Source organism: Dyadobacter crusticola DSM 16708 (assembly GCF_000701505.1).
GTDB classification, from domain to species: Bacteria; Bacteroidota; Bacteroidia; order Cytophagales; family Spirosomataceae; genus Dyadobacter; species Dyadobacter crusticola.
On sequence record NZ_JNJB01000001.1, the window covers coordinates 275,371 to 289,197 of the forward strand.

Sequence of the window (13,827 nt, forward strand, 5' to 3'; positions counted from 1 at the left end):
ACGCTGTTCGCTACTGTTTTTCCTAAACATAAAGACCATGATTGAAGCTCTTTCCCGCCGTGATTTTTTGATCAAAAGTGCACTTGCAGCCAGTGCTGTCCCGCTGCTCTCGACGGACACATTTGCAGTAAAGCCCAGTGCAAATGCAGATACGATGAAGGTTAACATCTTCTCAAAACACCTCCAATTCCTGAATTATCAGGATATGTCCGAAGCTGCCAGAGAAATGGGCTTCGACGGAATCGACCTGACGGTACGCCCCAAAGGCCATGTACTGCCCGAGAAAGTGGAGACAGATTTACCGCTGGCGGTGGAAGCAATGAAAAAAGCTGGTTTCTCGCCTTCGCTGTTTTGTACAGCTGTGGAAGATGCGACCAATCCGGTCGACAAAAAATTATTGGAAACCGCGGCAAAACTTGGCTTCAAGTACTACCGGATGAACTGGTACAGATACAACGATCAGAAAACAATCCCGCAGCTCCTGGAAGAATACCAAGGAAAAATGGCCGGGCTGAGCCAGCTGAACGAACAGCTGGGTTTGGTAGGCTGCTATCAAAACCATGCGGGAAGAATGGTCGGCGCTTCCATGTTCGAGATCTGGGAAATCCTGCAAAAGGCAAATCCGAAAACAATGGGCGCACAGTATGATATCCGTCACGCGACGCTCGAAGGCGGACTTTCCTGGCAAACGGGCTTCAATCTGATCCGTCCAAGTATCAGGACCATTGTACTGAAAGATTTTGTTTGGGAAAAAACCAACGGGAAATGGGGACCGAAGAATGTGCCGCTCGGCGAGGGTATGGTTGATTTCAAAACTTATTTTAAACTCCTGAAAGAGCACAAGGTAGAAGTGCCGATCTGCCTTCACCTGGAATATCCGCTGGGCGGGGCCGATCAGGGTGCATTCGAAATTACCGTCGACAAAAAAGTGGTTTTCGATGCCATGAAAAGAGATCTGGCCAAGGCTAAACAGCTGTGGGCGGAAGCTTAAAACGCATTTTCAGCTGCGTGAAGTTACATTTGCATTAAGTCTAACTATTTAAATGATATGCCTTCAAAAATTCTGAATGTCGGGTTGATAGGTTTCGGATTGTCGGGACGCTATTTCCATTCGCCTTTTCTGAGCACTAATCCAGGTTTTAAAATCAAAACCGTTGTTGAAAGAAGCAAAAACGAAGCGCAGGCTTTTGACCCGGAAATCGGGAATGCACGCTCCGTCGACGAGCTGCTGAGCGATGAGTCGATTGACCTGGTTTTCATTTGCACACCCAACGATACCCATTTTCCATACGCCATGGACGCGTTGGAAAACGGCAAACATGTGGTGATCGAAAAGCCATTTGCAGCCACTGAGGGAGAAGCGCGGCAACTATTCGAACTGGGGGAGAAAAAAGGGCTGGTACTCACTGCCTACCAGAACCGGAGATGGGATTCTGATTTTTTGACAGTCAAAAAAATCCTTTCAGAAGGAAAATTAGGCGATATAATAGAATTTGAAAGCCATTACGATCGCTACCGTGAAGTGGTACCAACCGAATCCTGGAAGGAGAAAAGCGTACCCGTGGGCGGCAATCTCTACAACCTCGGTCCGCATTTGATCGACCAGGTACTGGTGCTTTTCGGTGAGCCTGAAACGGTTACTGCAGAAATTCGCACGGTACGGCCGCATTCCGAGATCGATGATTACTTTGATATCCGCTTAGGGTATAAAGACAAGCTGGTAATCGTGAAGTCCAGCCTGATGATCTATGAAAATCACCTGCGGTACGTTTTGCATGGCACCAAAGGTTCGTTCATCAAAGGCGGCTTGGATCCTCAGGAGGAAACATTAAGAAAAGATATCCTGCCAACAACGCAGCCCTGGGGTGTGGAACCGGAAGACCGCTGGGGAAAATTATACAGCAAAGACTTTACAGGCGTGATCGAAAGTGAAGCCGGGGATTATGCGCCCTTTTACCAAAATGTGTATGATGCGATTGTGAACAATGCAGAGCTGGCCGTAAAGCCGGAAGAAATTCTGCGCACTACACGTGTGATCGACCTGGCGGCGCAAAGCAGCCGCGAGAAGAAGGTACTACCGTTTTAGCAGGTACCCTAAAAAAGAAATAGCAGCCTCAAACCGGGCTGCTATTTTTATACTTGATCAACAAATTTATACTATTTTACTACCGCAGTTACCTGACGTTTTGTCTCTGTTGAGATAGAGAAAGGTTTCGTAGATACTTCGCTTCCGTTGTTGATCACGAAGCTGTAGTTTCCGTCAGCAAGGTTTGACAGGTCAAATATTTTTGAGTAGTTCTCTGATTTTGGAAGAGAAGTGCTGTAAACAGTTTCTCCGCTGAAATTCTTGATAGACAAAGAAGATCTCTCTTTTACGTTTTCAAGAGTCAGTTTGAATTTCAATTCGCTGTTAGAAACAACTTCGATCGAAGCGCTGTTTTCTTTTGCTTTGTCCGCAGCTACTGAAAAGTTTGCAGTTGATACTCCCACCAATACTGCAATTGCTAAAAATGTCTTTTTCATTTTACTTAATGTTTTAAAGTCGTTAATAATTGTACTTTTTATATTTTCAATCTTTTACTATCACTGCACTAGTCAAAATCAATTTTTTTGCTGTTGCTTAACCGTTTTGACAATTCAAAGGTAGCTGGATTGTGCACTGAAAGTCAATAGGCTGATTTTGAGATCAAGAAAGTTCTTTTTGCTGTTATCTATTAATATTAGAATAGTTATATGTTTCTAATGAAAGTACAACAAGTCGTTTGAAATTTGACAGTAAACTGTAAAAAGTACAATTGGCGGTTTGTTGTACTATTCTTTGAATTTGCAGGAGATAAAATCTTATCCTGCCACGAATGCACGAATGGACACGAAAGTTAATTACCTGCATTCGTGTGCATTCGTGTCTTCGTGGCAAAAAACCTTAAAGTAATTTGCCGCGATCCCCGTCTACCTGATTGGTAATACCTTATTTCAACGCTTGTCCCAGAAAAAGCCAAATATCATCCAGACCGTCGCTGCGTACAGTAAGCAGTTAATGGGATTCATACGTCAGCGTGTGAATTCCGATGAGGATGCGGAAGATATTTTGCAGGATGTCTGGTACCAGCTGAGCAGTGTGCCTGAGGTAGAAGCAATCGAGCAGGTCGGAAGCTGGCTGTACCGGGTTGCGCGAAACCGCATTATCGATAAGTACCGGAAACAAAAACCCGACTTTCTGGAAGATTACGGGTATGAAGATGAAGACGGAGAATTTAACTTCAAGGAGATTCTGCTGGCCGACGACAACTCGCCGGAAACGGCTTACCTGAAAGAAGTTTTTTGGGAACAGCTTACAATTGCTTTGGAAGAACTGCCGGAAAACCAACGGCAGGTTTTTATATGGAATGAAATGGAAGACCAGACTTTTCAGGAGATCTCAGATCGAACTGGAGAAAATATCAAGACTTTAATTTCCCGAAAAAGATATGCGGTCCGGCATTTGCGGGAGCGGCTGGAAACGGTTTACCGGGAGTTTGTAAATTATTAACTTTGTCAACCATGAATGAGCGCAACATGAAGAGAAGGCGGCTTGCATTTTTTTTCCCTGTATTTGCCCTGCTCGCCGCATTGCTGCTGGGTGCGGTTGTGAAATTTCTTTGGAATGCGACACTACCCTTGCTCGTGGATGTAAACGAGATCACTTACTGGCAGTCGGTAGCGCTTCTCCTTTTGTGCCGGATATTGTTCGGCAATTTCGGAAGGCCGGGCGGCGGCGGGCCTCCGCGCTGGGGCAGATGGAACCGTGAAAATGGACCGTCCCGTTTTGGTGAATGGCGAAACAAATGGAAAGAGATGACGCCGGACGAAAGGATCAGGTTCAAGCAGGAAATGCGGAACCGATGCAGAAAGCCGCCAGAAAATATGTAGGAAAGCCCGGTCAGCCGACCGGGCTTTATTTTTTGTCAAGCTTAAAGTAAAATCCCGACTTACCCGTCTGCCTCATTAATGCATTGAACTGCATTGTAATCAAACAGCTAATCAACTCATTCGGCCATGATCACATCCATTTCAAGAGTAGTACTCGCAGGTATCCTCGGCGGCTTTCTGCTTTTTCTCATTCCATTTCTCATTTTCAAGGCACTCCTGTTCCTTCTTGTTTTCGGCTTGATTTTCCGGCTGGTAGCAGGCAGAAGACAGTTCGGAAGATGGCGTGGGCACAGATCGCGGGCGCCGTTCTACGACCGTTATGAGATTTATGAAACCAAAGAAAGCCTGCGGGATCATTCCAACAATTATCCAAAACAAATCTAACCATGAGAAGAAGTACCAAAATTTTGCTGGGGATCAGCGTAGCGCTGATTACAGCTGCAAGCCTCCACCTGACCGCAGGGACGCGGTTCCATCCCAGACACTTTCGCGGACACGGTCTACGCCATTGCGACAGGCACTGGGGCGAGCTGGAAAAGCCTGCGGACCTGAACCCGGGCTTTGAGCGCAGGTATTAATGAGTATCCATTTAAAACAAACAAATATGTGTAACAGATATGGAAATCGCGGCTTTGGAGTGCGCCACGATCATTACAACCGCTTTGCCGGTAACTCCCGTGAATACCGTGTACCGGTCAATATTCTTAAAAACGAAAGCGAGTATCAACTCTTCGTATTCGCACCCGACAGGGCCAAGGAAGATTTCAGGATCAATTTAAAGGGACACGAACTGAGCATTTCGTACCAGCTGAAAGAAGAAGCCCGCGAAAACCGAAACTGGGTGCGGCACGAATTCAGTAAAGCTTCATTTGAACGTACATTTATGATCGATGAAACAGTGGATCCAGAAAATATCCGAGCTGAGTATCAAAACGGCATTCTGCTCCTCACACTTCCGATTATCCCCGGCTCTGAAAAGCCTGCACAGGAAATTAAAGTAAGTTAATACAGTCATTTGAATGCAAAGAGTCCGCTGACCACATTGCTCAGCGGACTTTTTTGCATCCACGCTCAGGTAGGGCCAATTTCGAAGAGTCTGCCGGACTATCGAATCACTGATCACCTTACCTGACAGTTCTTTTTGAACCTTTGGAATCCAAAATCACAGCCTCGGAAACATAAGGCGGCAGTGCCAGCACGTGGCTGGATTGCGAAAGGAACGAAGATCCATGGCTTAACTCTTCTCTCCTGCTTTTCCCATTTTTGAGTTTCAGCAATGCAGTCGTTTCAGAGCCTGATACAGGAATGAGCCGCGCCGAATGTGAGGATTTATGAAAACGAATGGAATCCCTGTTTTGCGAAGTAGCAGTAAGCCAGTTGCCGCCGGAAGTCGGGATTCGCACAGTCGCTTTTGCATTGCCTTTGGTGAGATATCCGCTTTTTGTATGGCTGAGCGGCTGGAATGTACCATTTCCATTTCCTCTCAAAACCAATCCGTAAAAAGCATCGTACCTGCCAACGGAGACTTCCGACCCATAATCGTTTCCTGAAACAAGTAAATCCAGGTTTCCGTCCTGATCGAAATCGTCGGCTATCATCCCGAAAATCGGCGCAAACTGTGCTTGAAGCGGCAGCTCGCGTATCGAAAACTTTCCATTTCCGAGATTTTCAATGTAACTGCTCTTCATCCAGTTGGCTGTCAGGTGCAATGCATCTTTCATCTCTTCCGGTTTCAAAATGTCCGTCAACGAAGCTTGTGCAAATTTGCTGTATTCCTGAAACCGCTGTCTTACCTGGATGATCTGCTTGCCCAAATCGTCCCTTGTATTGTATGGGAATTCCTTATAAGATTGATCCTCAGCTTTGTAGAAAATAGTAGGAATCGCGTCGAAGTAACCATCGTTGTTAAAATCTTTGGCATAAACATGGACTGGCCGCTCGTCGGTAGCCCGGCTCAAAGTATTGGCCCCCAGGTTTCCGCCGATGTAATCCATATCGCCGTCATTATCAAAGTCCCCAGCGATCAGACTACCCCACCAGCCTTTTTTATTTTCAAGTCCCGACTCGATCCGGCGCAGCTTCCCATTTTCATTTTTAAGAAACGTGAGAGGCATCCATTCTCCTGCCACCAGCAGGTCCATCCAGCCGTCGTTATCGAAATCGGTCCATAATGCATCACAAACGAGCCCCATGTTCACGAGTTCAGGTGCAATGGATTTTGTCACATCGGAAAACCTGACAGTACCTTTTTGTGAATCGTTCCGTAAAATGTAGCTGGAAACAGGTTTCGGATACATGCCCGACTCAACACGGCCTCCCACGAAAAGATCAAGATCACCGTCCTTGTCAAAGTCAACTGCCTTCACGCAGGAACCGTTAACGAGCAGATTGGGGAGCGCAGCAGTATCGATGCTGAACTTGCCTTTACCGTCGTTGAGATAAAGAATGCTCCTTAGTCCCGGAGAATCCCGGTTGATTTCGTAGCTGCCACTTACGACGAAGAGATCGAGGTCCTGATCTCCGTCTGCATCAAAGAGCAGCACGCCCATATCCTCCGTATCTTTCTCCAAGCCTTCTGCACCTGGCAGCAAGTCCGACACTTTGAAACGCCCCCCAGCCTGCTGGATCAGGAAGCGGCCTTTGTGCTGCATGGCGCCGCCGACGAAAATATCAGCTAGCCCATCCCCATTTACATCTCCTGCCGCCATGGACGGTCCGAATTGCGACATTTTGTGTGGCAGCAGTTTCTGCACATTAAAATCGATGATATCCGTTTCTTCATGCACATAAGGCACATTCAGCTCATTTGTGATATCAGTGAAAAGTGGTTTACCAGCTTCTTTTTCGACTTCAACATTATTTCCTTCTACCGCATTCTTTTCACTTACGACAAGAACCTGGTTTGCCTTCACATTCTGTAAAACCTGAGACCTGCCGCCCGGCCAGGTTACTTTTACGCGATCCACCTGCTGTATTTTACCCAAACCAAAATGCACCACTGGCTCCACTGTTGAAAGATAGCCGCGGTAGGGTGAGTTTTCAGCAATCTGCTTCTGACCACTTGCATAAGTGATCTCCACAACTGCGCCGATCCCCTTTTGATTATACCTTTCTCCTTTGAAGCCAATTCGTAAAAAGTTACTTTCTGCCGGTTTGATCTGAATGCTGTTATTTCTGAAAACAGAGGCTGAATCGTTGATGTTGTTGATAATGTAATCAAGGTCGCCGTCATTGTCCAGGTCTGCATAAGCCGCTCCATTGGAAAATCCGGCATTCTCAATGCCCCAGTCGCCTGTCACATCTTTGAATCCGAGGTTACCTGTGTTTTTAAATGCGAAGTTTTTGAGCTTCACAGCGGGAACATAGTCCAGCATCATCTTAGGCTCCATAATACTGGAAACCTCGTTTCGGTAGGCAATAAAATCCAGATCAGTAATGTCGCGCGGGAATCCGTTTGTGATAATCATATCCCGTAGCCCGTCGTTATCGAAATCAGTCACCATTGGTGCCCAGCTCCAATCCGTTTCCGCAATTCCGCTCAGCAAGCCAACTTCGCTGAAAACAGGATCTTTACTGTTTCCTGCTGCGCCGAGATTTAGCTGCAAAGTGTTTCTTGCAACCTGATATTGGTAGCCAAAAAGCTCGTTATTCTGGTAAGTGACGTAGCTGTTTGCGGGCGTCATCATTTTTTTCCGCTTGTTTGTAGCGGGCATCATATCTACCGCAATCACATCTACCAGCCCGTCATTGTTGATGTCAGCTACATCATTTCCCATCGCTGAATGCGAGGTATGTTTGAAATAAGAACCTGCCTTATCGGTAAAGGTCCCGTTGCCGTTGTTGATATAAAGCAAATCATTCGTGAGGTAATCGTTGGTCACGTATATATCCTTCCACCCGTCCTGGTTCACATCAGTCACATTCACCCCCAAACCATATCCTTCGATCAGAATGCCTGCTTCTTTTGAAACATTGGTAAAAACCGGGTGCTTCAATTCCGAATTCCAGTCATTTCTGTAAAGTCTGTCAGTTCGCCGGGAAGATCCGTCGACGATCTTCTTGTGATACCTGTTTGGAAAATTGTTATCGTCCATTTCGTTGACGACCAGAAAAAGATCCAGGTCACCGTCGTTGTCATAGTCAAAAAAGGCTGCATTGGTGGTGTGGGTAGTATCTGCAATCCCGTACTCCTTGCCCATTTCCTTGAAAACCGGCACATTATTCGCGTCCAATCCCTGATTAACATAGAGCATATTCTCCCGCTCACGCGCCACGTCCCGAACCGACGCACAAACGTAAATATCCAGCAGGTTGTCATTATTGATATCGATCAAAGCCACTCCCGTCGACCATTTGTTTTTCGGCGCAACTCCGGCCTTTTCCGTTACATCTTCAAACTTGAAGTCGCCTTTATTCAGGTATAGCTTGTTCTGGGCAGTGTTTCCTGTGAAATAAACATCCGGCAGGCTGTCATTGTTGAAATCCCCGAGCGCGACGCCGCCACCATTGTACACATACTCGAATGCGAGGATGTTCATGGTATCGTTTTCCGTGATCCGGTTTGAGAAGTTAATTCCTGTTTCGTTGGTGTCGAGTTCGGTAAACGTTTTGAGTTCCTTTTTACAGGAAATCAGAAACACAGCTAATAAAACAGACAGAATGGAATACTTGGCCGCCATTAATTTCAATATGGTAAAATGAAGAAGGATTGTCCTAAATTAATAAAGGAGATGGCAAATGAATACCATCTCCTTTTGTTTGTTTATTAAAAAACTGTTAGTAGCCTGGATTCTGGATAAGTACGTCTTTTCCTACAAGGTCAATCTGCTCCTGCGGTACCGGGAGATACTCATTTTTGTTAGGCGTAAACTTAGCTCCACCCAATGCACCGCTCAGCTTTTTGCCTTCGTAAGTCAGGTAAGCATTGATTTCGGTAGCGGCAGTTCCCCAACGAACAAGGTCATAAAAACGATGACCTTCCCCTGACAGTTCAAGCTTGCGCTCAAAACGTACTGCCTTGCGGGCCTCATCCTTGGAAGCCCAGGGCGTTTTGTAAAGACCGATTACGTAGTTAGCCGCATTCGCCCCTGCTTTATTTTTTACAAAGCTCGAAGGAAGTGCCGCTCTTTCGCGTACCATGTTGGTGTACTCACGTGCCTTTTCAAGAGATCCAACCTCAATCTCAGCCTCTGCTGCCATTAAAAGTACGTCTGCAAACCGGATGATATTCACGTTGATCGCAGTGTAACCTGGTGTCCAGGAGCTGTTATCCTGCAACGATCCTACGTCCGATTTGTAATAAGCGTATTTCTTAGGTGAATAAGGTCCTGCATTGGCCTGGTTACGAATCCAGTCAGCACCTGGGTGGTCGATCCAGTCCAGGTAAGGAATTCCGCGACGACCTACCGAGTGATCCAAACGTGGATCCAATGGACCTGCATCCGGCGTGAATGCCGCATCGCTTTTGACGCCCATATCTGACTTTACTTCATTCGCACCTACATTATAGGATCCGTCCAGCAATGGAAGTCCGCTTGCATTTGTGCGGAATGAGTTAACCAGCTCAAAGCTTGGCGAGAAAAACCCGCAGCAGTTACCAGGACCGTTCGGACCTGTGTTGTATGGCCAGTTAAGGTCAAAATCAGGGTTTGCGTTGTTTACGCTACCTGTATTTGCCGCTGCCTGGATTGCAAATACCGACTCTGAATTGTTGTCGTTTGCAGCCTTAAATGCGTCCTGAAAACGTGGTACCAGCGCGTACTTCTTACCGTTAGTGGTCTTTCCGTTTGCAATGATCAGGTCGTACAGAGCTTTGGCCTCTGCGAATTTTTTCTGATACATATACACTTTCGCAAGGTAAGCAGCTGCTCCCCATTTGTTAATCCGGCCTGCTGCTGTTTGCGTTTCAGGCAGGTTTTCGTAAGCAAATTTCAGGTCAGCCTCGATTTTTGGATACAGATCGGTCGTGTTAGGAACCTTCTCGATACCTGTTCCGTAATCCACTGTTTCGTCTACATAAGGGGTATTGTTAAAGCCTCTTTTCAGCTCGAAATAGTAGTGGGCACGCAGGAATCTTGCTTCTCCGCCAATTCTCTTCTTGTCTTCGTCAGTTACGTCTGCGGGATTGGTGGCCAACAGTCTCATCACCAGATTGGCGCGGGCTACTCCTTCGTAGTTACCTTTCCATTTGTCAACAATTACCCCCTGTGTAGAAAGGTACTCGAAACGCTGAATTGGATTAATATCACTGAAATCACCCGGGTCAGTTCCTTTGTTGGCGTCACCGCCCCGGATACTTCCCCAAACCCAGTTACTCGCGCTCGCCATCCTGTTTGCACGACCATTCAGCTGGCCGTAAACAGATACCAGCACACCTTCTATCCCTTTTTTGGTAGAAAGCTGGCCTTCATCCAGCTGACCTGTTGCCGGAACTTCCAAAAAGCTCTCTTTACACGAATAGCCGATCAGCATTAGCATGATTAAAACTAACAGGCCACTCTTTGATACTATTTTTTCCATATTCTTAGAAATGTTAATCGATGTTCTAAACTGTTGTCAACCGCTTTGCTCTTATTAAAAACCCAGGTTGATACCAACTGTGTAGCTTCTTGTAATAGGATAGTTACCCAGGTCGATACCAAAGTTGGTATCTGCACTTCCACCTACGCCTGGATCAAGACCTTTGTATTTGGTCAACGTGAACAGGTTGTTGGTCGAAGCAAACACTCTCAGCTTCTGCATGCGGATCTTGCTCAGAAGGTTTCCGGGCAGCGTATAGCCCAGTGTCAGGTTTTGCAATCTGAAGAAACTACCATCTTCCACGTAGAATGAATTAGCCTGCGTGTTGGTACTGAAGTTGGAAGTACTTTCGAAAATCGGCGTTTCGGTATTGGTACGATCAGGCAACCAGGAATCTTTAACACGTGCGCTCACAGCAGCACCGGTAAATGAAGGATAGAAGTCTGTGAACCATTTCGAAACGTTGAAGATCTTGTTACCGATTGAAGTATACATGTAAGTTTCAAGATCAAACCCTTTGAAGGTGAAGCGAAGGTTTACACCACCTGTAAACTTGGGAACAGGGCTGCCCAGGTAAGCACGGTCGTCGGTAGTAATAACACCGTCGCCATTGATATCTTCATAACGGAAACGGCCCGGAGCTGCACCTTCCTGAGTTGCAGCAGCGTCAACTTCTGCATCGTCCTTGAACAAGCCTACCACTTTATATCCGTAGAATGAAGAAATTGAGTATCCGATCTGGTTTCTGATCGGCTTAATTCCACGGAAATCAGGGTTAACTGTCAGATATTCGATTCCAGGAGCAAGTGATTCGATCTTGTTTTTCAGAACACCGGCAGTGAAGTTGAACTCGTAGCCCAGATCATTGCTGATGCGACCGCGGGTAATTACCTGCAAGTCAATCCCTTTGTTCGACATTTTACCAACGTTAACGGAAGGAACAGCTGCATCATACCCCGCAGTAGCAGTTACCGGAACCTGGAATAACAGGTCTTTGGTATCTTTTTGCCAGAAATCCACAATAATGTCCAGTTTGCCTTTCAGGAATGTTCCGTCGATACCGATGTTCTTCGTTATACTGGTTTCCCATTTAGCATCTCTGTTTCCGATCCGTGTACGGTAATATCCTTCCAGCGCGCTGGAGTTAGTACCATTCAAATCGTAAGAAGATTGTCCCAGGCTTGCACCATATAAGCTGTACTGGTTGTTTGGGTCAACGTTATTAGAGTTACCCATCAAACCGTAACCACCTCTGATTTTAAGCTCAGTGATGAATGGAATGCTCTTCATGAAGTTCTCTGAAGAAAGTCTCCAAGCAGCAGAGAATGCAGGGAATACCCCGTAACGGTTGTTAGATCCGAAGCGGGAAGAACCATCGCGGCGCACAACTCCAGTCACGATATACTTATCGTTGAAGGTATAGTTGGCACGGGCAAATAACGAGTAGAAGTTTACACCTTTATAAAAGTCGCTGCCTACAATCCGCGATCCCACATTGTTCATGTTGATGTAATTGATATCAGTCGAAAATGGGTTCAAACCGGAAGAGCTCTGGTTTTTACCTGCACCGCTGTTCAATGCTTCCTGACCCAGCAATACATCGAGGCTATGTAATCCGAATTGCTTTTTGAAGTTCAGGGTGTTAGTAAATGTCCACGCAAAACGGTGACCAGAACCTTCATTATAGCCAAACGCAGAGTTGTTTTCAGAGTTTTCATACTGCAATCTGTTGAAACCGCGGCTGGCGTAGTTGTTGTATTGCGCACCGATGCTCGATCTCAGAGTAAGTCCTGAGATCACATCCAGCTCAGCGTAGAAGTTACCAAATCCGTTACCTGCAAATGCACTATTGTTTTTCAAACCATCACGCGACGCAACCGGGTTTCTAGGGTTGTTAAAACCTTTCGCGGCAGTACCTGCATATCCGCCAAACTCATCGTAAACCGGGATAATAGAAGGCATACGGAAAGCTGACAGAATGTCATTTTCCTCAGATGCAACACCCTGTCCACCAGCTCCACCATTCTGACCGAGTACCTGCAAATAGGTAAACTGTGCATTCTGGCCAATTCTCAAATTCTTAACTACGTCAAACTCCGTGTTAATGCGGAATGCATAACGTTTGAAACTGTTGTTGAGCAGAATTCCTTTCTGGTCCTGCGCACTAAAACCAGCGTAAACCCGGCTATTGTCACCGCCTCCTGAAAAACCCAGGGTGTGGCGCTGCATAGGTGCATTCCGTGTGATTGCATCATACCAGTCAGTACCCTGCTTGTTCGCACGAACTACCTGATAGATCGTACCGGCTGCTGGATTGATGTTGTATTTCTTACGCTCGGCTTCCAGGTCCAATGTGCCTCTTACACCGGTAGCTCCGCCCACGTTGATATAATCGGGCAAAACCGGGGTATCGCCAGTTCCATACTGTCCTTGTGCCACGCTGTTGAATTTCGGCAGCGAGTCACCCTGAAATGCATCGTTTCTGATCGCCTGCCAGGTCCAGTCAGCTTGCTCCTGTGGGTTCAGCATCGGCTGGCCTTTTCCAGGTGTTGTAAAACCAAACAGACCGTCGTAAGTGATAGAGAGCTTTTTAGCCTTCTTTGTACCCTTTTTGGTTGTATAAACAATTACGCCGTTCGCAGCACGCGCTCCATAGATGGAAGCCGCAGCCGCATCTTTCAATACGGTGGTTGTTTCAATGTCGTCCGGGTTAAGGAAATCGGTTGAGTTTGTAGGTACTCCGTCCACGACATACAATGGTTCGTTACCACCGAATGCGCCAAAGCCACGTACGCGGACCTGGCTGGTAGTACCTGGCTGACCATTGGTAATTACCGTTACACCGGCTACACGTCCCTGCAGCTGCTGCTCGACGTTACCCGAAGGTGTTGCGGTCAGGTCTTTGGATTTTACGGTAGATACCGCGCCGGTAGTTTCGCGACGACTGTCAACGGTATAACCGGTAACAATTACCTCTTCAAGCGCCGACACGTCGTCGTCCATTCTGATGGACAAGGCACTTTGATTTCCAACCACCACTTCCTGGGTCTTGTAGCCCACAAAACTGATAATGAGCGTGGCATCAGGAGCGCCCACACTCATCGAGAACTCACCATCTGCATTGGTGTTCGTACCGGTTTGAGTTCCCTTGAGTACTACTGTCGCACCCGGAATTCCTACCCCCGCCACGTCAGTCACCTTTCCCGTAATTTTCCGATCCTGTGCAACTGCGACGAGTGTCGCAAAACTGAGCATGAAGGAGAATAAGACACTCCAGCGGGAGTTCTTGTAAATTCTTTTCATAGTTTTCTATTAGGTTAATAATTTATTAAGCTATCAAATCTATTATTATTCGGACAATTAATTGTCTGTTTGCAGGTAATATTTTCTTTCGAATAT

11 protein-coding genes are annotated in these 13,827 nt (G+C 46.5%); 7 read left to right on the forward strand and 4 right to left on the reverse strand.

Going from position 1 to position 13,827, the window contains the following annotated elements:
• Positions 1-37 precede the first annotated feature (37 nt).
• A complete protein-coding gene (locus Q369_RS0101270) occupies positions 38-991 on the forward strand; it encodes a sugar phosphate isomerase/epimerase family protein (RefSeq protein ID WP_031525801.1) in 954 nt (317 codons plus the stop codon).
• Positions 992-1,048: 57 nt separating this feature from the next.
• Positions 1,049-2,086 carry a Gfo/Idh/MocA family oxidoreductase gene (locus Q369_RS0101275; RefSeq protein WP_031525803.1) on the forward strand — a complete coding sequence of 346 codons (1,038 nt, stop codon included), beginning with the start codon at positions 1,049-1,051 and terminating at the stop codon, positions 2,084-2,086.
• Positions 2,087-2,157: 71 nt separating this feature from the next.
• On the opposite strand, the gene Q369_RS0101280 is transcribed toward Q369_RS0101275, so the two are convergent.
• On the reverse strand, positions 2,158-2,523 hold the full coding sequence (locus Q369_RS0101280; protein WP_031525805.1) for a T9SS type A sorting domain-containing protein: 366 nt from the start codon (positions 2,521-2,523) through the stop codon (positions 2,158-2,160).
• A gap of 457 nt (positions 2,524-2,980) precedes the next feature.
• On the opposite strand from Q369_RS0101280, the gene Q369_RS0101285 reads away from it, so the two are divergent.
• The 5 genes from Q369_RS0101285 (at position 2,981) to Q369_RS0101305 (ending at position 4,915) form a co-directional block, all read left to right on the forward strand.
• Entirely contained in the window at positions 2,981-3,529 is a 549-nt protein-coding gene (locus Q369_RS0101285; RefSeq protein WP_031525807.1) for an RNA polymerase sigma factor, read from the forward strand.
• Positions 3,530-3,540: 11 nt separating this feature from the next.
• On the forward strand, positions 3,541-3,909 hold the full coding sequence (locus tag Q369_RS0101290) for a hypothetical protein (RefSeq protein ID WP_031525808.1): 369 nt from the start codon (positions 3,541-3,543) through the stop codon (positions 3,907-3,909).
• A gap of 126 nt (positions 3,910-4,035) precedes the next feature.
• A complete protein-coding gene (locus Q369_RS0101295; RefSeq protein WP_031525809.1) occupies positions 4,036-4,293 on the forward strand; it encodes a hypothetical protein in 258 nt (85 codons plus the stop codon).
• Between the two features lie 2 nt (positions 4,294-4,295).
• Positions 4,296-4,487 (forward strand): hypothetical protein, encoded by a 192-nt coding sequence (locus Q369_RS0101300; RefSeq protein ID WP_031525810.1) that lies wholly within the window; start codon positions 4,296-4,298, stop codon positions 4,485-4,487.
• A 26-nt stretch (positions 4,488-4,513) separates the two neighbouring features.
• On the forward strand, positions 4,514-4,915 hold the full coding sequence (locus Q369_RS0101305) for an Hsp20/alpha crystallin family protein (protein WP_031525812.1): 402 nt from the start codon (positions 4,514-4,516) through the stop codon (positions 4,913-4,915).
• Between the two features lie 118 nt (positions 4,916-5,033).
• Here the strand turns inward: Q369_RS0101305 and Q369_RS0101310 are convergent, their stop codons facing one another.
• The 3 genes from Q369_RS0101310 to Q369_RS0101320 all read right to left on the reverse strand — a co-directional run bounded on the left by Q369_RS0101310 (position 5,034) and on the right by Q369_RS0101320 (position 13,731).
• Positions 5,034-8,588 (reverse strand): VCBS repeat-containing protein, encoded by a 3,555-nt coding sequence (locus tag Q369_RS0101310; protein ID WP_031525813.1) that lies wholly within the window; start codon positions 8,586-8,588, stop codon positions 5,034-5,036.
• A gap of 97 nt (positions 8,589-8,685) precedes the next feature.
• Positions 8,686-10,428 (reverse strand): RagB/SusD family nutrient uptake outer membrane protein, encoded by a 1,743-nt coding sequence (locus tag Q369_RS0101315; protein ID WP_031525815.1) that lies wholly within the window; start codon positions 10,426-10,428, stop codon positions 8,686-8,688.
• Positions 10,429-10,482: 54 nt separating this feature from the next.
• The gene (locus Q369_RS0101320) at positions 10,483-13,731 is read right to left on the reverse strand and encodes a SusC/RagA family TonB-linked outer membrane protein (protein ID WP_031525817.1); all 3,249 of its coding nucleotides are present in this window, start codon (positions 13,729-13,731) and stop codon (positions 10,483-10,485) included.
• Positions 13,732-13,827: the final 96 nt, after the last annotated feature.